Source organism: Rhodopirellula sp. UBA1907 (genome assembly GCF_002337565.1).
Lineage (GTDB): Bacteria > Planctomycetota > Planctomycetia > Pirellulales > Pirellulaceae > Rhodopirellula > Rhodopirellula europaea.
This window is the reverse complement of record NZ_DDGH01000028.1, coordinates 22,159-45,713: the sequence shown is the minus strand read 5'-3', so window position 1 is coordinate 45,713 and position 23,555 is coordinate 22,159. Positions and strand designations below refer to the sequence as shown.

At 54.9% G+C, this 23,555-nt stretch carries 16 protein-coding genes and 1 pseudogene; 6 read left to right on the top strand and 11 right to left on the bottom strand.

Going from position 1 to position 23,555, the window contains the following annotated elements:
* Positions 1–245, bottom strand: a 245-nt coding sequence (locus B2R17_RS06010) for a hypothetical protein (protein ID WP_286763260.1), incomplete at its 3' end; no start/stop codon positions are given.
* Positions 246–3,848: 3,603 nt separating this feature from the next.
* Between B2R17_RS06010 and B2R17_RS06005 the strand changes: the two genes are divergently transcribed.
* The 3 genes and pseudogenes from B2R17_RS06005 to B2R17_RS05995 all read left to right on the top strand — a co-directional run bounded on the left by B2R17_RS06005 (position 3,849) and on the right by B2R17_RS05995 (position 6,692).
* Positions 3,849–4,940 carry a DUF1559 domain-containing protein gene (locus B2R17_RS06005; protein WP_286763259.1) on the top strand — a complete coding sequence of 364 codons (1,092 nt, stop codon included), beginning with the start codon at positions 3,849–3,851 and terminating at the stop codon, positions 4,938–4,940.
* A gap of 219 nt (positions 4,941–5,159) precedes the next feature.
* The gene (locus tag B2R17_RS06000; RefSeq protein WP_286763258.1) at positions 5,160–5,336 is read left to right on the top strand and encodes a hypothetical protein; all 177 of its coding nucleotides are present in this window, start codon (positions 5,160–5,162) and stop codon (positions 5,334–5,336) included.
* 232 nt (positions 5,337–5,568) lie between these two features.
* Positions 5,569–6,692 (top strand): annotated as a pseudogene (locus tag B2R17_RS05995) (IS3 family transposase).
* 45 nt (positions 6,693–6,737) lie between these two features.
* On the opposite strand, the gene B2R17_RS05990 reads toward B2R17_RS05995, so the two are convergent.
* The 10 genes from B2R17_RS05990 to B2R17_RS05945 all read right to left on the bottom strand — a co-directional run bounded on the left by B2R17_RS05990 (position 6,738) and on the right by B2R17_RS05945 (position 19,665).
* Positions 6,738–7,475 carry a cysteine hydrolase family protein gene (locus tag B2R17_RS05990; RefSeq protein WP_286763257.1) on the bottom strand — a complete coding sequence of 246 codons (738 nt, stop codon included), beginning with the start codon at positions 7,473–7,475 and terminating at the stop codon, positions 6,738–6,740.
* Between the two features lie 18 nt (positions 7,476–7,493).
* Positions 7,494–8,732 carry a Zn-dependent hydrolase gene (locus tag B2R17_RS05985; protein ID WP_286763256.1) on the bottom strand — a complete coding sequence of 413 codons (1,239 nt, stop codon included), beginning with the start codon at positions 8,730–8,732 and terminating at the stop codon, positions 7,494–7,496.
* 5 nt (positions 8,733–8,737) lie between these two features.
* Entirely contained in the window at positions 8,738–10,657 is a 1,920-nt protein-coding gene (asnB, locus tag B2R17_RS05980; protein WP_286763255.1) for an asparagine synthase (glutamine-hydrolyzing), read from the bottom strand.
* Between the two features lie 68 nt (positions 10,658–10,725).
* Positions 10,726–11,808, bottom strand: coding sequence for an aspartate/ornithine carbamoyltransferase family protein (locus tag B2R17_RS05975; protein ID WP_008668776.1), 1,083 nt, complete (start codon positions 11,806–11,808; stop codon positions 10,726–10,728).
* Positions 11,809–11,936: 128 nt separating this feature from the next.
* Positions 11,937–13,385 carry a sodium:solute symporter family protein gene (locus B2R17_RS05970; protein WP_286763254.1) on the bottom strand — a complete coding sequence of 483 codons (1,449 nt, stop codon included), beginning with the start codon at positions 13,383–13,385 and terminating at the stop codon, positions 11,937–11,939.
* Positions 13,382–13,978, bottom strand: coding sequence for a hypothetical protein (locus tag B2R17_RS05965; RefSeq protein WP_286763253.1), 597 nt, complete (start codon positions 13,976–13,978; stop codon positions 13,382–13,384). The genes B2R17_RS05970 and B2R17_RS05965 overlap by 4 nt, the downstream gene beginning before the upstream one ends.
* Positions 13,979–14,337: 359 nt before the next feature.
* Positions 14,338–14,883: a hypothetical protein gene (locus tag B2R17_RS05960; RefSeq protein ID WP_339888503.1), complete on the bottom strand. Its 546-nt coding sequence runs from the start codon at positions 14,881–14,883 to the stop codon at positions 14,338–14,340.
* Entirely contained in the window at positions 14,883–17,360 is a 2,478-nt protein-coding gene (locus B2R17_RS05955; protein WP_286763251.1) for a type II secretion system protein GspD, read from the bottom strand. The genes B2R17_RS05960 and B2R17_RS05955 overlap by 1 nt, the downstream gene beginning before the upstream one ends.
* A gap of 48 nt (positions 17,361–17,408) precedes the next feature.
* Positions 17,409–18,056, bottom strand: coding sequence for a hypothetical protein (locus B2R17_RS05950; protein WP_037252439.1), 648 nt, complete (start codon positions 18,054–18,056; stop codon positions 17,409–17,411).
* Positions 18,049–19,665: a hypothetical protein gene (locus B2R17_RS05945; RefSeq protein WP_339888493.1), complete on the bottom strand. Its 1,617-nt coding sequence runs from the start codon at positions 19,663–19,665 to the stop codon at positions 18,049–18,051. Before B2R17_RS05945 ends, B2R17_RS05950 begins: the two co-directional genes overlap by 8 nt.
* A gap of 317 nt (positions 19,666–19,982) precedes the next feature.
* Here B2R17_RS05945 and B2R17_RS05940 point away from each other — a divergent pair, with 317 nt between their 5' ends.
* From B2R17_RS05940 to B2R17_RS05930, 3 genes are all read left to right on the top strand, one after another.
* The gene (locus tag B2R17_RS05940; protein WP_339888501.1) at positions 19,983–21,446 is read left to right on the top strand and encodes a hypothetical protein; all 1,464 of its coding nucleotides are present in this window, start codon (positions 19,983–19,985) and stop codon (positions 21,444–21,446) included.
* 59 nt (positions 21,447–21,505) lie between these two features.
* Positions 21,506–22,225 carry a hypothetical protein gene (locus B2R17_RS05935; protein ID WP_286763248.1) on the top strand — a complete coding sequence of 240 codons (720 nt, stop codon included), beginning with the start codon at positions 21,506–21,508 and terminating at the stop codon, positions 22,223–22,225.
* Between the two features lie 131 nt (positions 22,226–22,356).
* On the top strand, positions 22,357–23,418 hold the full coding sequence (locus B2R17_RS05930) for a putative zinc-binding metallopeptidase (protein ID WP_286763247.1): 1,062 nt from the start codon (positions 22,357–22,359) through the stop codon (positions 23,416–23,418).
* Positions 23,419–23,555 lie beyond the last annotated feature (137 nt).

Sequence of the window (23,555 nt, the reverse complement as noted above, 5' to 3'; positions counted from 1 at the left end):
CGGACAGCGGCTCCATTTTTCGTGCTCACTTGTTTCACTGGGTAGCCATGTTGGTCCTGCTTGCCGTCGTCGGTTTCCAGCCGATTCGTGGCGCGGACTTCTGGTGGCAATTGAGCCGCGGAAGCGTGGTTGTCGGTGGGGCGTTTGATCCGAGTCGTACCTTGCTGGCAATGGAAGACCAAGCAGAAGCCGATTGGCTCGGAGGATTGCCCCTGTATCTGTTCTACCAGACGATGGGTGGGCATGCCGTCATGGCAGCACGAATACTTTTGTTGTGCTGCTTCTTGAACTGGTTGGTCGGGCCTTGTCGACAGAAATTTGGACGAGAAGATGGCGAGGACTTCAACACACCCTCTTGGCGGCTATCACGACCGCTGATTTGGCTAGTTGTCACAGTGCTTCTGATTGGTTTGGTTGACGACATCAACATGATGCCGAGAATGCTTGACTGCATCTTCATTGCTTGTCTGGCCTGGCTTCAATTCCGTTTCAATCGGCAATCCAATTCGCTTTCTCCGGGGGCAACCACGGTTGATCGAGGCACCGTCTTAGGCTGGAAATCGGGTCGCACCGCGATGACCGCGTTCGCTTTGTTTGTTCTTTGGAGCAACACCACCTCGGGGATTTTCGCCGGACTCATTGGCTGGTTTACGTTTGGAGCGAACTCAGACCAGATCGTTGCCTCGTCTCGATGGAAGCACTTTCGCGACCAATGGACAGTCGCTGGATTGATCCTAGTGGGTGGAATGATCAATCCGAGGGGAGCAAGTGCGTGGCTGGATTCGCTTTCTGCGATTGTTCCTTCATGGCGTAATTCAGCTTTTCGATTGTTGGATACTCCATGGCAACCATTAAGGTTGTGTTGGACAGAGCCAAGTTCACTAGCTTTCATTGGATTAACCGTTATTTGGTGCGTTCATCGAACACAAAATTTCCGACGGTTGCCGTCGAATATCGGGTGCTTTGCCTGGTTCCAGTTTCTTGCTTGGTCCTGCTTTCAAAACGTCTCGTTGGCCTCCGCTTGGTTGGCGGCAGACGTACTCATCGCATGTCATTTGAATGGTGAATGGTTCGTTGATAAACAATTGAAATCTCGAAGTCATCGACTGTCAGTCCTTGCTGGTCCGATATGCGCTGTCGCCGCCCTCTCGATTGGCAGCCTAAAGTCGACGATGGGCTGGGGGATCGATGCTTCGCTCGACAATCGATTGTTGCATCTTGCTTTGGATCCGTGCCGACCCTACGGAACGGCACTGTCTGACACGACTCGGAGCGGTGGGATGCTGGCCTGGGAGAGTTTGCGATACCTGGATCGGAGCTCATCGGGCAACTTTTTCAAGCTTCAGCTTCAAGACTTGCCAATTCGATCAGTTGTGGCGGGGCGCTTCGAGGAGAATCAACGCGTCCTCGATGATCTCCGGCAACAACGTCTGATGAGCTACCATCGGACAGATGGTTCCTCTGGAGGTTACTGGGTTCCACTAGCCGGACGCGAGACAACGCTTCTCGCCATATCACAATGTGATACGGAAATGATTCGTGCGTTAGAGCCCTCTATCTGGAAGCCTCTTTCGCTTGATTCCCCGGTGATTCCGTACGCGTCGGCCGGCGATGCCGCATACGCGAAGCGAATGATTGAGATTTTGAGCGATCGTGAAATCGTCGAGTTCCAGAGTTGGCAGTATGAATTCCCGATTCCAACCGGGTCGATATTTGATCGAGACTGGTTGGGCACTCGATCCGTCATCAAAAATGACGAGCAACTAGGACGGCAGGCGAGTGTTTTCCGAGCGATGGGACTTCACTATGCCGCTCTACGAGTGCTATTCGTTGGAGTTCAGGAGTTTCCGAACCACGCATCACTGCATTGCGAAATAGGCCAATGTCAAACGGAATTGGCGAACGAAGAAATGATTGACGCCGGACAAGCTAGTCTATTTCGACGGCTTGCCTCAGATAGAGTCCAAGCGGCGGACCTTTGTGGGGATCCATTCGTAGATAATGCAGCCCTCAAAAACACGATGTCGATTCAGTGGGACCGATCGCAGAACCGCCATGGAGATGTCCAACGATCAAAAAATTCGAACGTCGAGCGAGAGCTTTCCCTGCGTGTCAAAAAGTATTTGCTTCATGGGCCGACAGAGCTCATTGCGAAAGGCGATTTTGAGATTGACGGTGAATCAATCGATTCTCAGTTGATGTACGCTGGTTTGTGTGGCGCAATCGAGGCTGGCCGTCCACAGGATGCCAATCGATATCTCGATTGGCTTGAGAATTACGCGACCGACTCTGCGATCCAGAAGTTGACACAAGTCCGCCGGAGCGAAATCAATCCAACTTCCGTGAAAGATCAAAGTTCTGGACCGTGAAAAGTTCTGCGACCAACTGGCGAAATGTGCGTTTTCCATTCCACGTTCAATGGCGATTGCTTGGTTCCGTTCAGGCGTTGGCTGTGTTGGTTTTGATTTTGGGATGGATCGGGATCAACCGCAGCTCATCGTCACCTGCAGTCAGCAGATTGGAATCACCAAGGTCTGGAGTCAACGAACAAACATGTGCGGAGTGTCACGCTGGGATCGTCGCGAATTTCGCGACATCGCCTCACGCAAATACGTTGCGCAGTGGGTCTGATGCTGAAATGCTTGCACTCTTCGCGGGCGAATCGATCCAGGAATCGGGGCACGTGTTTTCATTCACTGAGGAGGGAGAGGAACTCTGGTTTGGAAGCGACGAAATCGACTATCAGCGAAGAGTAGATTGGATTTTCGGTTCCGGTCATCACGCTCTCACACCCGTCTCGATCGATCAGCATGGATTGACGCAGCTCACAATTTCGAGATTCTCCGATGGAAAATTCAGAACCACACCTGGAACTTCACTGACACGGGCAGGAGTGGTTCAATTAGGAGAGCATCAAAATGAGGCAGATGCTCGACGCTGTTTTGGCTGTCATGTAAGCCGGCTGAGAGACATGACGTTGACAAATATCAAGCCTGGTTTGGATTGCTCACGCTGCCACTTCGATGCGAAAAATCACGCCAGCTCAAGTGGTGTTGATTCGACAAAACCTGCCTGGCGTGAACTCTCACCCTTGGAATCAGTGAATCGCTGCGGAGAGTGCCATCGAAGGCCGGACGAAATGAAACCGGAGGAGATTTCGATACACGAACGACACCTCGTCAGGTTCGCACCCGTCGGGTTGGTGATGAGTCGTTGTTTCGAAGTGTCCAATGCTTCGGAGAATGAAGGCGTCTATCCAAGGTTGGACTGCATCACCTGCCATGATCCCCACTTGCCATCGCAGAACGACCCCGGTTTCTTTGAAGCCATTTGCCGTAGCTGCCACACGCCTTCCGACAAACTGACGGTCCCCGAAAGCAACTCAGAAGCGACTGGGCATCCAAGCCGGAAGCGTGAATTGAATTCCGTGCATCCGGGCCAAGTGGTGACCTGCACTAATAATCCCCTTGATTCATCGTGCCTCTCTTGCCACATGCGGAAAACAAAATTCGCACCAGGACTTCGATTCACCGACCACTGGATTCGTTGAGCCTGAGACCTGACGGCGACCAGACAACGACGCTGCTCTAGCAAAAGAATAACCCGCGTTAGAACGTGTCATTGAGCCAACCGGCTCGCCGCTTTGACGAGTAGCAGTAGCTGTTCAACCATGCCTTCCAGCTCCGGTGCTTCGCGGCTCATAAAAACCCATTAAAGGCAAATAATCCTTGCTTGTGCAGCCAGCCTTTGCTAAAAACGAGCGAGGGGTAGTCTCTGATCAGGACCGCAAATCTCGGTGAGACCATTTACCCTAAGATTTCTTATCAATTGTCTATATAGGTATCATTATGAAAGTTCGCAGACGAACTGGTTTTACGCTGGTCGAGTTGCTGGTGGTTATCGCCATCATCGGGGTCCTGGTTGGTTTATTGTTGCCAGCTGTTCAATCCGCTCGAGAGGCTGCGAGAAGGATGCAGTGCTCGAATCGTTTGAAACAAATCGGACTGGCAATCCACAATTACCATGGCGCCTTCAACGCCATCCCGCCGCTACGTGACCGGCATGATGCGGTCAATCCAAACATTTCCAACTGGAACACCCAGAATTACAGTTGGTCCTCGCGGATTCTTCCGTTCATTGAGGAAAACGCTCTTTACGAGAGAATCGATTTTGGCCTGCATCAGTGGTGGGCTGGTGCGCAGCGTCCAAACAGAGTTTGGGACGAGGTCAACCCGTCGGTCGTCAGTTCATACCTCTGTCCGTCTGATCCCGGAACAGGGGCCAGCGTTTGGTTGGACTCCACGACGGCGAAACACTCTGGATCAATCACGAATGCGGCTTGGGCGCCTACGAATTACTTCGCGTCCACCGGCCCGGATAGTCGACTGCGCTGGAACGGCCAAGGCGTTGGTTTCTTTGATGGTGTTCGATCCCATGCGACGAACTCTGGGGTCAATGCGAAGTTTCGGAAGTTCCGCGACATTCTTGACGGGCTTTCAAACACGGTTGCTGTAGCCGAAGGCATCATTGGACATCCCCGGCTCAACATTAACTCCACCATGAGAGGTAATCGTGGATACGAACAGCAAACAATTGGACCTGTCAATGATTTGATTGCCACTGCAGAGGACAACGGGTGCCCCGCAACTGGAAATCCAGACACAAACTCTACTCGGGGACGTGGAAATACTTGGCTGCGAGGATATTCACCCAATGAGGTGGCGTTCAACACATTGATGGTTCCCAATTCCAAACTGTTTGATTGTGGAGCCAATAGTGATCGTAACATGTACGGGGCTAGGTCTCTTCATACTGGTGGCGTCCAGGTGCTTCTCGGCGATGGCTCTGTGACTCTGGTCACAGATTCCGTTGACTTCTTGACCTGGAGGGCCGTGGGCGGTATCGGCGACAAAGAGACAATCGACATGGAGCAGCTGTAGTGCTACGAAGGCCTTGTTACCAAACACAGGTCGTTAGAATCGCTCGGCTTTCGAAGTTGAGCAACTTTGTCGAGGTGGTCGAAACTCATACACATCCGTGCCCGATTCGTTCGTAGCCACTTCCATCTTCCAATGCTGCGACTTAAGTTTGCATTTCCATCCACCACGCGGATAGCGTGGTGGATTTCTCACCCACTTAGTTCATACGAGAATTGTTGAATGTCCAGAATTTTTTGTCAGTTTGCTAGCCTCGCCATCTTGTTGGGTTGCTTCTTCGTGCCACTCGCTGGTTGCGGTGGGCCGTCAGAACCGGTTGGCGTCGACGACAACGGGCTAGAAGAAGCAGAGGAATTTCAGGATTCTGAAGAATATGTCTCTGGCGAAGAGGGGATCTAGAACGATCTCCATGAACTAGCGGCACTTGTGTTCGGTTGCTCCCACGCAGCGACCGTTCACGGGTTCCGATCATGAAGCCTTCGCCCGCGGACATGATTGACTGACGTTGTTGTGATGATTGGCTATGACGTTGAGCACTCGTTTGGCTTGATCCGATCCCGAACAACTGATTCACGTAGCGCTAAGATCATTGGACTCGACTTGGGTCGGCATCTGCTAGCTGAAAACGCCGATGAAGAAGTCCAAATTCACTGTTCAGCAGATCGTCTTCATGCTGAAGCAGGCAGAGACAGGTACGCCCATTGAAGGGGTTTGCCGCAAGCTTGGGATCAGCCGGCAGACTTTTTTCCCGATGGAAGAAGGAGTTCGCTGGACTTTGCAGCGATGAGCTTCGGCGACTCAAGCAGCTTGAAGAAATGAACAAGCGTTTGAGGTCGCTGGTCGCGGACCTGAATCTGGACAAACAGATTCTTCAGGATGTCCTTTCAAAAAAGCTCTGAGACCTACCCGCCTTGGTCAATGCGCCCGAAGGAGCGAAGTCCTGCTACCTAGTGAGCGAGCGTCGTGCTTGCAAGCTGCTGGGCGTGGTTCTGTCAACTCACCGCCTTCGATCCACGAGGGATGAGCAGGCCGCGTCTGCGAAAGCGGCTGAAAGAACTCGCCGCAACGCGATTTCACCCTGGCTACCGTCGCCTGCATATTTTGCTTCGGCTTGAGGGCTGGGACGTCAATGCCAAGCGAATCGGTCGGCTCATCCCCGGGGAAAAACTGAGTTTACGAACGAAGACACCGAAGCGCCGTGTCAGTTGTCGAGCACGTGTCGATCGCCCGAAAGCGACTCACATGAACGACTGTTGAGTGATATCAAATCGAAGCGGATTTCATGCATTAAAAAAGTGCACTGCGAGCTCTTCGATGGCCGCCAGATCCGGCTCTTGACGATAGTCGATCACTTTCCTCGTGAGAGTCATGAGATCGAGGTTGGTCAGCGGATGCGAGAACGCGATGTCGCCACCGCCTTGGAACGACTGGCTTGTGATCGCGAGCTGCCTCAATTGATCGGTGTCGACAATGGTCCGGAGTTCAGCTCCAAGGTTTTGGATCAGTTGGCGTATGCCAATGGCGCGACGATCGACTTCAGTAGGCCCTGAAAACCAACGGATGACGCATTCATTGAATCCTTCAACGGAAGCGTCCAGCTGAACCTCAACGAAAATTGGTTTCTGTCACTTGCCGACGCAAAGGAGAAAATCGAAGCTTGGAGTTGACTACAACGAACATTGACCCCATAGCGTTTTGGGCAACCTGGCCCCCAAAGATTTCGCTTCATCTGGCCGGGCGCGCCCGGCCAGATGAAGCCCTGATTTTCTCACTGCTCCTGCATCAGAAAAAGGGAGCAGCTCAGGTCTTTGCAGGAATCAGGTTCACGACCGTTTGAATGACTTCGCTGATCGTCATCACTCGAGCGTATCGATCACGAAGGGTAGCCAGTGTTGCGTTGTGCAATTCCGGAGTCACGGTGGCACAGCAATCCTCGACAACCGTCACCAGATAGCCCAGGTCACAAGCATCTCGAACGGTGGTCTCGACGCATTCATTGGTGTAAACACCGACGACGAACAAGGCTTCGATCTCCATGTTCTTGAGCACGTAGTGTAGGTTCGTCGAACTGAAAACGCCGCTGGCGGTTTTGTTGATGATGATTTCGTCACTTCCTGGTGGTGGTGCGACCTCCACCAAAAACTCCGCTTCGCGAGTACCAGGAGCCGCCAATAGATTCAGTCGTTTGTGCCCTTTTCCGCGGTCACGTCCGTCTTGCGTCAGCGACTGAATCCGGGTGTGAATGACTTCCAGATTGCGTCGACGAAACGCCTCTTGCAACCGTCGCACGTTCGGCAGCACCGTGTCGTTCAATCGATCGAAGTAATACTTTTGGCCCTCCGGGGAGACGCCGTGGTTGTTTCCTTCGGCAAACACACCGCAACCTGGTGCGGCGTCGAGATATTGCAGATCGATGCACAACAAAGCGGTGTGCCGGCCAACGAGAAACTCACCGTGAGCAGGATTCTCAACAAACGATTCGTGATAAATTTCGCGAAGCGGATCCGGGTGTTCGTCGTGCGGTGCAAAATCGTTCATGGTGAGCCTTCGATGCGATCAATCTGGTTTGCTTGACATTTCGGTGAGCGAGTGGAGCAACACGTTGGCTCCCGCCTCGATGTCCTGCCACGCGGTCCATTCCGCGGGCGAGTGACTCTGCCCAGACTTGCTGGGGACAAAGATCATACCGACCGGAATCATTCTTCCCATGATTTGCGCGTCATGGGCAGCCCCACTGGGCATGATTTCGTAATCGAGCTGCAACTTTTCGGCTTGTTGCTGGATCGTCTTCACAATCAGGGCACCACACTCCACCGGGCTGATCAAACTTTTCTGCTCGAACTCGAACATCAAACTTCGTCGACGCGCGATTGCTGACAAGGCCTTGCGAAACGCATCGGCCAAATCCTCCAAGACGTCCATCGAAGTGTCACGGACGTCCAACGCAAACTCGACCAAACCGGGAACCGTGTTCGTTGCTCCTGGCAATATCTGAGCCTTTCCAATGGTCGCACGACTTCGGTCGCTGCCGTTCTCTTCCAAAATTCGTGGAACCTCGTGAGCAAAATCGGCCAACCCCATGAACGCGTCGTGCCGCATGTCCATCGGCGTCGTTCCCGCATGGTTGGCCTCGCCTTTAAGGCGTACCGACCACGTGAACAAACCCGTGATTTGGTCCACGACCCCAACCGATTTGTGCAAACGGTCTAAGACGGGACCTTGCTCGATGTGCATTTCCAAGTAGCAATGAAGACCTTCGGGATCCCTCGCCGCATCCAACGCGGCAACGGGATCGTATCCATGCCGTGACATTTCTTCCTGCAGCGGGACACCGTTCATGTCCGTCATGGTCGCAATCATCTCGGGATTGATTTGTCCACAGACTGATTGCGAGCCAAACATCCCGCCGAAACGGCCTTCCTCATCGCTGAAGGCAACCAATTCGATTGTCCGATCCGGTTGAACGCCGGATTCCTTCAGGCAACGGAGGCATTCCAGCCCCGCCACCACCCCGAGAGTTCCATCGAGGGCACCAGCGCAAGGCACCGTGTCGATATGCGATCCGACCAACACGCGAGGCAGATCAGATGTGCCGGCTAAGGTCGCCGAAATGTTAGCGGCACCATCGATGGAGCTGGGTAAACCAGCCGCTTCAATTCGGTCGATCAACCAGCGTTTGCCGGCGATATCCGCATCGGTGAATGCCATCCGGTAAATGCCATGGTCTTCCGAATTGCGGCCGATCTGCGAGAGTTCGAGAATGTCGGCCTTGATTCGTTCCAGATTCACTTGCATGGCAATCAATCCACTGCCGGCAAGGGCAGCCCTTCGACGTACTGACCGTGCAGCATGTGCAGTTGCAACACGTGGTTCATGACAATGTCGTTCCGACGAGCGATCGTCCCATCGGATTCTTTCCAAGCATCATCGATGAACTGCATCAACTTATCGTGCTGGAAGAACCCTACCGATTCGACACGTGAAGGCGTCAACCAGTGATCGATCATCTCTTGCACGGCGGCTCGCTTGACCGGGTCCGTGTGTGCAGGCGGGGCCATGAATGCAAACTTCTTGCGCTCATACAACTCACGCGGCAACACGTTGACCATGGCTTCGCGAAGCACCCATTTCTCGACGCCATCGCGGATGCGAATGTCCGGTGGGATGGTCGTCGCGTACTCGGCAACATGGTGATCGAGGAAGGCCGGACGGGCTTCCATGCTGTTTGCCATGTCCATCCGGTCGCCACCCCATGTCAGGATCTGACCTTCCAACATTGTTTTGCTCCACGTGTACTGCGACACGTCCAAGCGGTGGCGGCCGCGAACTTGAGCTGGATCGATTGCTCCGGCCACTTCACCGACCGGATCATATTCCTGCAACAAATCGGTCAACGATGATGACAGGATCGGCTCGAAACGCTTGAGAACCAACATCCACGGCTGGATCCATGACGGCGTGAAGCCACACAGGTCTTGCCAAGCACTGTGTTGCAAGTCTTCCTCGGCCAGAATCGCACCGGCGAAGATACCCCCTTCGTCATCTCGACCGAGCCAATCGCGTTTGAAGAATGGATAGCCGCCGAACAGCTCATCGCTTCCTTCACCCGTGATCACGGCTTTGTAGTTGCAGGCACGCACACGACGACTCATGTGCCACTTCGCAACCGCCAGAGTGTTGTAGAACGTCCGCTCGGCATGCCAAGTCGCACGTTCAAAAGCCGGGCCGTACAGTTCTTTCTCGGTCAGCCGCAGCAATTCCTGCTCTGCCCCGGTGCGTTCGGCCATCCGTTTGGCAATGTTTGATTCGTCATATTCGTCGCTATCAAAGGCAATCGTGAACGCTTTGACCGGCGACTGCTGCAATGTGTTCGCCAGCCCGAGGATCGAACAGCTATCGATTCCGCCGGACAAGTAACAACCAACCGGAACGTCCGCTTCCAAACGTGCCGCGACCGCATCGATCAAGCGATCTTGGACGCCTTGAATGAACGGTTCTGGATCCGCATTCTCTTCGTGCGATTCAGGAAACTCGAAATCCCACCACCGCTTGGTTTGAACCTCCAGTGAATCGCCGTTTTTCTGAACCACCAACATGTGGCCTGGCAACAACGCATCGACACCTTCGAACGCGGTCGATCCCGGCACCATGACTTGCATCATTTGGTGAACGGCAGCTTTGGGGCACAACCGTGGCTCGACATCGGGGTGCTGCAGAATGGATTTGACTTCGGATCCCCAAACGATCCCGTTGTCGTTGACCGCGAAATACAGCGGCTTCACACCAAACCGATCACGGATCAGGATGAGTCGTTCCTTGCGGTCGTCGTACAGCACCACCGCGAATTCACCGCGAAGATGATCGACCATCGCCAGGTCGTGCTTCAGGTACAGCGGCAGGGTGATCGCACTGTCGCTCTTTCCGTTGCACTCGTATTTCTCGCAAGCCAATGCGGTGCGAATGCGTTTGTAATCGTACAACTCGCCGTTAACTGTGACCGCGTAATCGCCGTCATCCGTTTCGATCGGTTGATGGCCACATGCCAATCCGATGATCGACAAACGCGTGTGCCCCATCGCCAGCCCACGTTCCTGAAAGAAACGGCTGCCGCGTTCATCGGGACCACGGTGGTCAAGAACATCGAGCATAGGATCGAGCGCAAATCGCAATTCGCGTTCGTTGGTACGAGATGGATTCCAGAATCCGGTGATGCCACACATAAACGGTGTTGATGTTTCGTAGAAATGGATTGAGAGAGAGGATCAAACGCCGCAGTTCGATGCAGCGGTCAGATGCCGCTGATTCGGTCGGTTCGATCCAAAACGGCCGCCAAGAGTGCTTGCCGAACAAATACCGCGCCAGCCGCCTGGGCGAAGTAAAGATTGTGCTCGGTTTCATCCAGGTCTTCACTCAGCTCCGCATTGCGAGCGAGCGGGTGCATGATCACAGCACCGGACTTGAACGGGCTGCTCGCGTCGAGACTGTAGCGAGAATCCAGATTGCGATAGCTGTCACCAAGGAATGCGATCGAGTTCACATAAACCACGTCCAACTGCGGCAGCACTTCCTGCACGTCGTTGGTGATCTCAATCGGAATCGGTGACTGCTCGATCGGTTCAGTCAGATCCAATCCAACCGGATCAGCCATCTCGCTGACTAACGTGATCTTGCTGACAGCACCGGCAAACATCAGCGATAGACGCAGAAAGCTTTTCACCGCCCGCATTGAACCGGGCGTACCGATGATGCCTAGATGCACACGCTTCTCCGGCGGGCATTGCTCCGAGTGCAATTCGGGACGCCACTTCAGCAACGCGTACCAGTCGATCAATGCCTGGGTTGGGTGATGGCCCGAACCATTGCCCGCGTTGATCAACGGACGCTGCAGATTCTTTCGAATCTCGTCCAAGCTGTCCGTGTCAGGGTGACGCATGATCACGACGTCGCCGTAGGTGTTGAACATCTCACCGATGTCCGCGAGCGATTCACCCTTGGCAATCCCGGTGACTTGGCCATCGGGCACCGAAAGGACTTTTCCATCCAATCGTTGCACGGCACTTTCAAACGACAACCGAGTTCGGGTGCTGGGTTCGAAGAAAGCCGTGATGGCGATCTTTCCGTCCAGCGGTTTATCCATTTCAACGTTGCGTGACTCAAGAAGTGCAGCGAGTTGTGCAATCGACAAAATGGTCCGACGATCGAATTGCCGCGGGTTCAAAATCGACTGCCCAGCGAGCGCCTTCAACGCATCGCGGTCGATGTTGCCTTCAAACGCATCCAGCAACGACAAAGGCGACAGTTTCTGCCCCTTCGAGTTTGTCGCGGATGCATTCAACGCTTCCGATACTTGTTGATTGGAAAGTGAGTTCATTGGACTACCAGATTTGTTTGTCTCGTAAGTCGATCCACAAAAATCCGATCAGCACCGCTACGCCGATGACACAAAGCACCAGACTGCCAATCACAAGAAATTGTAAGAAGAAAACGGAGAACATGGATTCAGTCGTCCGCCAAAGTTGCGAATTCAAAATCGTCCGGCCAAATCTGGCAACAAACGGCAAAAGTGACACCCGAGACGGCGGCACCAATCAAAGATGCGGTGAACCAACCGATTAGGAAATAGGCAACCAAGCCAAGAACACTCCCCAAAACCATCGAAGCACAGGCCGCAATGGGGCTGGCTCGCCGAAAGTACAGACCACAAAGAATCGGCCAGATACAGCTGCCGACCATCGGGCCAGCGAAGAAAAGTACTGTCGCCAATGATCCCACGTTTGGGAACGCCGCGATCCAAGCGATCGCTCCGAGGCCAATGATTGCCATCGCGGATAATTTTCGCTTGGACGCGTCACTTGAGTGCCGACTGGTCACCCGATTCTGAATCGGCTCTGCAATGTCGTTGACGATCAAATCCGACGTCGCGGCCAGCAAACTATCGATGCTGGACGCCAGGGAGCAAAATACGACAACGAAAACCAGCAGTGCACCGCCGGTCCCCAGCAATGTCGCTGCCACCAACGGGCCCGCCGTATCAGGCTCACTGATACCAATGCCAAGTGCCGGTGCGGCGAGTCCCAGGAACCCCGCCACGATGGGAACAGGCAACCACAACACACCGCCCAGGGCATAGGCCTTTGGGCCGACGCCTTCACGCATCGCAAACGCGCGACTCCACCAAACATTGCTGTGGAAGATTTCGCCAAACCCAAACAACATGTTATTGAACAAGGCCATCAATGCGGCGGGAAAAAACGCGGAAAGCAACATCGGTCGCTCGTTTTGCAGTTTCTCGTGCACCTCTTGGATTTCAACCTGAGTCAGAACGGCGATCGCGACCACGACCAGGCCCACCAAAATGATCAGGCTTTGAATGAAGTCCGTCCCGATCACCGCGTACATTCCGCCGAACAACGTGTAGGCGACGCAGACCAACACCACCACTGTCATTCCATACTCGTACGGAATCCCCGACAGCACGTTCAGCAGCTTTCCGCCCGCCATCGACATCGAGACCAACCATGTCACGGCATAAAACAGCGAGATGATCAAGAATGGAACCGTCCCCAACCAACCGTAGCGGCGGCGGATGAACTCAACGGCGGTGTATCCCTTTGGCATCAACTGCCGAATGCGACCGCTCATCGGAGCGAATGCAAACAATCCAAAGCTTGCCGTCGAATAGGCCAGTGCTCCCCAAATCCCCAATTGCAATGCGTACTGTGGGGCCAACATGGTTGTGTTGGAAGTGATCCAAGTCGCCACGGCCGTCGCGGTGCCCATGGCCAGTCCAACGTTTCGGCCGGCAACGGCAAAACCGTCATACGACTTGGCCTGACGTCCCCACCACCATCCCAAGGCAATCCACAAAACGCCAAAGATAGCCAGCAAGACGTATCCAGATTGAGGGCTGAGGATGGCCCCGGACACTGCCAACAACTCACCACTCATGCCTGGCTTCCTTCTGTTGGTTCCTCTGTTGCCTGATCACTCGTATCGGCGACCACGCTCGTGGAACGGTGCATCCATGTGCCTCGCACGATCACGATGATGACCGCCAAAAACACGATCGCACCGATGGCCAGCAACAACGTTGCCTGCCACGCCAACCAATGCTGAACCTGAACCGTTGCGGGAACTTCCGACACTGCGATCACGCGCCCGTTCGCGTCCAACGCTTCCACGCGATAGCGATACGTTCCATCAGGAAGTCCTGATACAAATGCGGTCGGAAGTGTCCCCTCATAGACGACACGTTCGGGGACACCATTCTGGACTTCCCCGGCTGTTAATCCCCGTGTTTCCTGACCAGCCGATGAACCTTCGGCACCAGAATCAACCAATTCCGAAACGCGAAATGATCCGTCGAAGTCAGGTGCTCCGGTCACAACCCAAGTCAGCTGAAAGTAGCCCTCATTGGAAACGATCGCTTTCTCGAGAATCTCTGGTTGAAATGCAACCGACGCGGTCGATTCAAAACCATCCGACGGTTCTTGACCGGCAACAGGCGACGCCTGAATCAGAAAGATCCACCCGATGCCCATGAAAAAGGCAGAGAAAAGCGGGCGAAAAAACGAACTGCCTCCAGGGCACCAGATATTTCAATTCCGTCGGGGTGATGCGAGCAGTCCCAAGATGACTCGGCCGGTTCGCGTTGGAATGATTTGCAAAGCGAAAGCCTATCAGATGGCCAGAATCGAAGAAACCGCATTGGCGTCCAACTACGCACCGCCAAAACAAGATTTCACATCCGCCCTCCCCAAAATTCACATCCCGTCACCCAGGGAATTTGCGTCGCGACGAAAATCTTCGACACCAGACCGGCCCATGCAAAAAAATTGGCCCGCATGAATTGCTTCATGCGGACCATCGTTGTGCCATCAATAATTGCTCCATCAAGAACTCATGGAGACTGGAACATGCTGGCTTCCCAAATGAAACTGCCGTTTCTCAAACGAACGCGAGGCGGAATGACATCCAGCACCTCGGCGTCACCGATCGTGTCGCCCTTGGAAACAAATTGCGTCTCGTCGCCAAAGCGGATGATCGCACGCGTCTTTCCCACGTCCGCGAATCCGAGCACCAAGTACTCGGAAGCTTTCGTCGGACGCGACACCGCCGACGGTGCCGCTTGGTCGATGTGAAACGGATCCCTGCGATCCGGAAATGGCGGTTCAAAAACTCTCGGCGAACTCACCGCCACCGATCCATTTCCGTCGGCGCCGATGTCTAAATCTGATTGAGTCTTTCGGTCCTGCATCGCAACACGGCGAATCGTCTCAATTGACTCCGGGTCCACACCGCATCCTGGCAGCACCACCACTTTCACAAACAGCAACACAACCGCGGCGGACCACTTCATCCGAGTCTTTGTTGATTTGCTGACGCCCTTCGACATGGTTTTCTTGCCGTGGTTTCGCGTCCGTCTTGCCAAACTTGGCTCGGTCATCATCGCTGCTCCATCTTGCGAACATGAACAGGCGGGTAAACCACGAATTCTTCCGCATCCCGATGGGACGAGACATCATTGGGTAGCAGATCAGCTCGCAATGGCTCGTTGATCAGAGACCGGAATGTTTCAACCTTCGCGGGCATCATTCTGGTGGAAGCAGGGATCGCCGAAACCGATTCGCTTCGCATCTGTGGCTGAATCTGCAAAGCGTTTTGGCTTCGAACGCTGGATGAATCAACGATCGCAACGGACTGTTTTGGACTGGATAACCTCCCCTCCATCGACCGAGAACTGTGATCCAGCATCGGAGCAGGCAATACATTGGATGAGCCGCTAGAAATTGGGTTCGGGGTCTCCAACATCATTGGCTCAGCATCGAGCATGATCGAATCCGAGATCACTCGTTCGGATTCATACATAGGCGTCACTTGGCCCGGGACCACCGGAGCGGGATTCACCAAACCAGGGAACGACAACTCCATCGGTGCGATGCCTTCGCCGCCCAACATTTGCAACTCGTCGGTGCCGCCGTTGATCCGAGGTCGCGGATGGTGATTGGGGCAGTTTTTGTCGTAGCAATAAGGTGTTTGCGGACAAACCGACGCGTAAGGAATCGAGTCCAGTTGGCGATTCGCGACGCACATGGCTTGTCGTGAACGTTCGTTGCCGTGGTCGTAAGGCGAGATGATCTCGGGTTTTAAGAACACGATCAATTCACTTTCACGGACCTCGGTCGAGTGGCTTCGAAACAACTTCCCGACGTATTTCAAATCTCGCAAATAAGGCACACCGCTTGTGCCCTCGATGATCCGCTTCTGACGCAAACCGCCCAGCGTGAACATGTGGCCGTTCGCGACACGAACGGTGGTCTCGGCGGTCCGGCTATCGATCACTGGATTGTTTTCGATCTCGCCAACCTTGACGCTGTATTCGGGTTGGACCTGCAATTCAATCGTGTTGTCGTTGCTAATCCGCGGAGTCACCTTCAAGATGATCCCGGCGTCTTTGAATTCGACTTGCGCGAAAACAACGTTGCTACCTTCCGCCGGCGACGCGGCGACGATCGGAATTTGTTGAACGATTTTGATCGAGGCTTCGCGACGATCGATTGCGGTGATGGACGGGTCAGCCAACAACTTTGCTTCATCACTGCTGTCCAAGGCACGAAGCAAAACGCTCGTGTCAAACGTGTCCGTCAAGGTTCGAATCCCGAACGAACTCGCCCCACCCGTCCCGAGCGTTCCAAACGTGACCGCTTTCTCAACGTTGCCCGCCAAGTCAGCGAGAGCCGATTCGTCGGTTGTGTTCAAACGAAAACCCCGTCCCCAGTTCACACCCAACTCTTCAAGTTCTTCCAAACTGACGTCATAGATCAACGCCGTGATGCGCACCTGAGCACGTGGGACATCGAGCTGTTTGAACGCCTGGGACGCCAACTGCAATTGAGCCCGATTGCCTTTGATCAGAATGCGATTTTCAGCTTCGTAGACGGACACAATCGTGTCTTCGCCCAACGCACCTTCGAGCGACTCTCGCATCTCGGAGGCTTCAGTGAATTGGGGCGTCAGGTAGATCACCTCGGTGGCCATCGCGTCATAGACGTTCGGTGACGCGGGTCGCTGGAAACCGGGTGATGCGCCGTCCGCGGGATTGCCGCCTTGCACGGTGGCACCCGGTAACATAGCGATCAACATTTGCTGAACGCGATCGATGTTGTCTTTGCTGTCGACGACCAGAATCGCGCCACGCCCGATCGGTTGAATGCGACCGCGATCGGACAACAACAGCTGAGCCGCCGCGATCGTCGAACTCATCTCCGCTTCGTCGGCCGCTCGAAACTGCAGCGTTCGCGATTCGAAATCAGGGCTTCCCGTTCCGACTTCATCCAGCGGCAAAACAACCAAGCTGTTTCCCGCCGCAATGTAGCCGTAGCCGGAAGAAGTCAGAATCGCGGACAAAACGTCCCGCAGCGGAGCGTCTTTGAAAACACCGGACACGTCCCCGGTGATCTTCTCGCCCGCGACGATGTTGATGTTCCAAAGATCCGACAGCAAAAACACAACTTCTTGCAGCGATGTTTTTCGGAACGTGATGCTTCCCCGCTGTGAAAGCACTTCATTGATGGAAAGCGGAGGACCGTTCAATTGGACCTGCGACTCGGCGTCTGCCGCCAACGATGCTCCCGCAGCAGTCTTTGTTTCCACTTCGCCTGGATTTGAATCACCAAGCTTTGCATCAATCGCGATGCTCTGTGAATTGCCTGGCACCGTGTTCGCTTCCGCCGCAACCACGGTGAAACCACTCCAAGTCGTCACGAACATCGCTAGCGACAATCCAACACCGATTGACGCGGATTGAACCATAGCAGCGAGCGCACGCCGAGCTTTCGAACGACGCGACGTCATCGGACTCGCGAGCGAATCGCTCGGAGTGGAGACGTGTTCAGCTTGTGACGCGGAGCCTTCCTTGGCCATGCGTTGATTCCTATTGGTGAAAAGTAAGTGTCACGACTTGGCGTCGGATCACTTCAGTCGCGTCGATTCAATCGCAGCGACCAGTTCATCATCCTCACGAACCGAACGCTGCAGTCCATACAGCGTGATTCGCAATTCCAATCCAATCCATTTTTCGCTTGATCCTGCAGGCTCCAATCCCAAAGTCTCAACCGTCATCAACCATTGCTGGCTGTTGATCTTCTTCATCACTTCCATGATCGCGTCCAACGTCCCGTCGGCGACCAGTGTCAACGAGTGCGAATGCAACTCGAAGTCTGACTCTTCGTCCATCTCGGGCAGTCGTCGACTGTGCGGGTCATCGTTTTGAAATGCCCACCGTCGACGTTGTCCGTCTTCAATTTCCAAACTTCGCAGCGTAGCACTGCTTTGCCGAACGATGCCAATCACCGTGTCACGAACCTGCTGGATTTTGTCCGGAGTGGTCGAACGTTCCAACAATTGCTTTCGTTCGTCTTTCAACGTCGTTTCGATTCGCTGCAAACGCACGTCGCGAGATTGCAACATGTCGAATTCTTCTTCGAGTTTTGATAACTCTCGATGTCCTGCACGTAGCTCTCTGTGTTCATCGACCAGTGGTTTTCCGATCACTATCAACGCAAGGAAACTTCCAGCGGCGACGATCACCCGGGTTAGCCGGTCATTCGGTTTATTCATGGGAACTCGCCTTTCCCGTTCGCAGTTCTGGGCGGTCCGGACGCATTCCCAATCGAATTTGAAACACCAACCCGTCGTCATCCGCACTGGCGTTGGTGCCCAGCAAAGCGACTTGGTTGATCTCTGGCACGCGACGGACGTAGCTGATCACGTCGTAGATATCGTTTTCTTGCGCCGTCCAACCTTCCAAGTGAATTTGGTGCTCGGAATCCAGCACCATGGATCGCAATCGAGTTTGAGCGGGCAGACACTGCGCCATCTGAGTGACGATCTGGTTCACGTGTGGTGCAAACGTTTTCGATTCGATCGTTTGCAAATGCGTGACGAACTCTCGCATCTGTTGCACGCCAGTCATCCGCACCTGCGTCTGACGCATCTGTGTTTCGACAAAGTCGCGTTGTTGACGTTGGCGTTCCGCTCGCGATCGTTCGCTGGCGACCATCGTGAATCCCAGCGACAACAACAGCACTGCCGCAGCTGCTGGCCAAAACGTTCCGACCATTCGCCGCACAAACGACTTACCACGATCGCGTCGGATCTCTTGCAACAAGTCGGGTTTGGGCAAGTCCGGATTGGAGATCAACGGCAACACGGCCGCTGCGATGGCTACCGTATCGCTTTCAGGAATTGGAACTTCGCAGAACATTTCGTCGCCACCCTCGACGGCGGTCGCCTTGTATCGATCAATCTTCCAAGACGCGGACTCCAACGTGATCGCAGAGACAGACAGCTTTGAATCGTTGGCAAAGCGTTTGACAACAGGCATCACTTTGTCATGCCCGCCACCAACGAACAACTGATCCAATTGGTGATCCGACATTCCTCGGTGACGCTGGCAAAAGCGTTGCAAGCGTTCCAGGTGATGGTCAATGACGTCGGCGAATTCACTGCCGTCTCGCGCCGCCGCCGGACGGTAGTCCAACAACAATCGTCCTTCGAATGAGATCCCCACTTCCCATGATTGACCAAACGAATCGGCAATCAACACAGGTGCGTGTCGATCCAGTCCCAACCAACCGATCAAACGAGACAGACTGACCAGCGAAGGTTCCACCCAAGCGATCTCGATGTCGCACATGCGGAAGACTTCATAGAGATTCTGCAGACGCACCCGGTTGCCAACCGCAGTCAATGCATGCTCCATCCCCGGCCCAATCGTTTCGCGAGTGTGACCGGTGACTTTTCCGCCTGGTCCCAATTGCAAATAACGAGGGATGCGTCCTGCCAACGCGGACAAGTCGCGGTCAACGTCTTCCACCGTTCCCACTGAAATGCGAGTGACACAAAAGTCACCACTCAGCGAAACAGCCACGGGAGCATCGCCAATTTGATGGCGCTGCTTCAACGTGATCAACGCTTCGACCATTTCGGTCCAGCGTCCACTGTTGATCCAACCATTTGGATCCGAGCATCGAACCTGATCGACGATCATTTCGTCCGCCGGTTCGTTCAACTGAACCGCGTCCGCCGACTTGTGCGCAATCGCCAACAACAACCGATCGTCTTCGATCCGCAACGCAACGCTGCGATCGACCGTCGGTGCGAACGCCGAGCGGCCGAGTGGCCACCGAGGGGAACGTTCGTTCATTTTGGTTGCTGAGGGACTCATATGCTCGTGGCAACGGCATTCTTCCCTTTGCTTCTGAGGTCAAAACCCGTCCAGGTAGAAAGATTCCACCCACCTTCGGTGGGCTGCCTAGATCTTGGCGGCAATACCAGACGGAACGACGGCGCCGTGTTGGCAAACTGTTACGATGGCAACAATCAATCCAATTGCTTGGCGAGTGCGCATCACACGACGTCGAGCACATCCTTGACCGGTAATCAGGCGGGCCCCACATGCTCACTTCTCTTCTCCGCGAGTCTGCTTCTCGCCATCGACTTGCCTCTTCGCATCGCTCGCACATCGGCGTCATCGCGATGCTGCTGGCGGGAATGACATTCAGTTTGCTGACCGCACCGGCCGCCGTCGCACAAAACGGATCGTTCTTGGAAAGTCTATTTCGCTCGATCGCGGAAAAGAAGCTGCAAGACGAACTTTCCAAACGGGAAACAGATCGCGGCGGTCGGCCACCCGCACCACGGCCCGGCGATTTTCCCGCAGGCCCACTTGGACCGCCAATCCCCGGCAGTCGCCCGCCGATCCAACCAGACAGACCTCGCGACGATCGCCGTCCGGACCGACCACAAACGATCCGCACCAATTCGCGAGAGGTTGGGCAATTCGCCGAACTGCTGATTCAAATGGATCGCGAACTGGCATCGCTCAAAGACGAACTGCAAGATCTGTCACGACGTGATGCCGGCATCCGCGCGTTGCTGCCGGAGACCTATCAAGTCCAAGCGCTCGCGCGCACGGTGCTACGTCAATGTGACGGCGCCAACTCACTTTCGTTGCTCCGCGATCCGTACCGAAGTCTGGATCAACGCTGGCGAGAGCTTTCCTTTCAAGTCCGCTCGGTTCCCAATCGATCGGATCGGCTGCGTTCCATCGTTGCCAACTGTGATCAAACCGGCCGCAAGCTTTCGCGTTTGATGAAGATTGAACCTCAGTTCGATCGTCATGGTTTGCACGACCAAATGATCATCGCCGCGACATACATGCAAGCGTTACTCGATGACGTCGAAACCGCACGGGTGCCATCCGACCAAGCCCACGATTTGGTGCACCGAGGCCGATTGCTTCGCGAGGTGATCTTGGAAGAAGCCGACCGCGCCGAATCGGTTCAGTACGACGAGATCGTCAGCCGCTTCACCGATTTTGTTGCTCGTTGGCAAGCCTACGCGAGCGAACTGGCAATGCTTCGCGATCCGGTCCTGGATCGTCGACTCGCACGCATCGCCCAGTGCGGCGACCAAACTTATGCACTGTTGTGGATGCCTCCGCCACCACGACCAACACCGCTTCCCGGTCCCGGTTATCCATCGCCCGGTTTCCCCGGCCCGGTTTATCCCGGCACAGGATTTCCAGGTGGTGGATTCCCTGGGGGTGGCTCCAACCAGGGTGAGTTGTCGCCTCGAACGCGGCAGACCTTGATGTCCGACGCCGCGTCTCTGGAAGGCTCCGCCGAATACTTCCGAGCCGACCTGAAGCGCTACGCCCGCTACCTGACCCCCGATTCGTATGAACGCGAAGTTCTTCGAGGAACCGACCGTTTGTACGAGCTCGCGAAAAAGTTGCATGAGGACTTGGACCGACGCCAGCCACTGGATCGATTGCAACGCACCGCGGCGGAGCTAGCGGAGGTCTGGGAATCACTTTCCGACGAGATTGGTCACATCGATTCGCATGGCCTGACCGGTCGCCGAGCGGATTCGATCCAGCAACGTTTTGAGCAAATGCTGCCAATGGTTGGTTCCTTGTCCGCTTCGCTGCTGCCCACTCGGTAAGTCGCCATCAAACCAGTCTCTCTTCTTCCTATCTCACCAAACCACAGCCCGACTCGCCCATGAGCAATCGTTCCGTCCGCTGCCCGCAGTGCAAAACGACCGCCAGTGTTCCCCCGTCGGTGGTGACCGCTCGATGCCCTTCGTGCGGCCATGTTTTCGGTGTGGCATCCGCTCAAGTCGCAGCGGGACCGCAGGCCGCATCGGCGAAACCGGGGAAGAAGAAATCATCTTCGCCGGCCGGTGACCTCAACGTGCCGCTGCTGGCCGGGGTCTCGGGCGGAGTCCTGGTTTTCGCGATGGTCGGGGTGCTAGCGGTCATGTTCGTGGGTGGCTCAGATTCTGACGCGTCATCCGACACGAGCGATTCCCAGACATCGGACGTGGCATCCACGGAAGATGACAAACCGGTCCTGGTCGTGCTCAGCGAAGAGGAACTTGCGGCATTGCCGATCGCAAGCGTCCCTGAAAGCAAACGCCGTGCAATTTACGATCAAATTCGCGACTCCGCCCGGACCACGATCGAGACTCCGTTGCTGGTTCCCGACGGCAATCCAGTGCGTTCGACAATGGAGAAAAGCCAGCAAGCCATTCATGACAACTCGATGCGTCAGTTGGCAGCTCTGCACGATATCTCGATGGACGACATCGCGTTGATCACCGCCGAAGGCGACGCGAAAAATTGGGATCCCAGTCCGCGTAGTCATGCCCGTCGCAATGGCGAGCGACTCTATCCCGAAGAACGCAGTCGCGGTTGGAAGGGCAAGAGCAAAGGCAACTGACAATCGCATCGCTCGTGTTTCACGACTTGTCTTTCACGCCTCTTTGAACTCGCATCTGAAGAGACCGTGAATACACTGAGCGTGGATCGACAGCACGTCACCAGAAAAACGTCTCGGCGGAACGTTCCTGGATGGCCACTCCCTCAACGGATTCTCAGCACCACGGATTGATGGCCAAACGCAAACCGGATCTCGATTCTCTCTCCGACGAGCAATTGCTCGATCTTCGGATATGTGACCTGGGTGTCACGATTGCCAATTCGCCGCTGAAGAAACGCATCGAGCAACTCAACTCTGAGCTTGCTGACCGCGATCTCCGATTCACTCCCCACTGTTGGTTAAGTGAAGATTGGTTTTCACCCGATGAAATCCCTGGGATCGCCATTCCGTTTTATTTGGCACATCCCCGGCTCATGCGACTGGAACGAAAGCAGTTGCTGGAGGTCGAAGGTGGCACCCACGAATGGTGCATGAAAATTTTGCGGCACGAAGCCGGCCATGCAATCGACACCGCGTTTCGATTGCGGCGCAAGGCGATCTACCGCAACACATTCGGCAAAACCTCGCTGCCTTACCCAGAATACTATCAGCCCAAGCCGTCCAGCCGCGACTACGTTTTGCACCTCGACATGTGGTACGCTCAGGTCCACCCGCTGGAGGATTTCGCCGAAACATTCGCGGTTTGGTTGCGGCCCGGTTCGCGTTGGCGAACTCGCTACAAAGATTGGCCAGCGATCGAAAAGTTGAAGATGGTGAACGAACTCATGACGTCGCTTCAAGGCAAAAAGCCTCGCGTGCAATGCCGGGCGACCTTGGATCCAATCAGTCGCATTCGCAAGACACTGCGAACGCACTACGAACGCAAACGCCAGCACTACGGACTGGATCTACCCAGCGTCTACGACAATGACCTTCGGCGTTTGTTCTCTTCCGACGACGCCCACCGCCGCAACGTCACCGCGGCCGCATTCCTCAGCCGCATTCGAACCGAACTGCGTGGCTCCGTCGCGAAATGGACCGGCGAATACGCGTACACGATCGATCAAGTCATTCAAGAAATGATCGAACGTTGCCGCGAACTGCAGCTTCGACTTGGTGCGTCCCCGGAAGAAACCAAACGCGATGCCATGATCCTGGTCGCCGTCCGCACGACAAACTTCCTTCACGAAGGAGGCCATCGTGCAGCGGTCTAAAGCGAGCGAATCCAGCTCCCCTCGACCCTTCGAGGTCGTGCAGTTTTCAATTGCCGTTTTTCGGCAGATTTACACACGGCGTACCTCTCCCGAAACAAAGTTTGGGGAGAGGTCGAGCGACGCCGTTCAGGCGTACG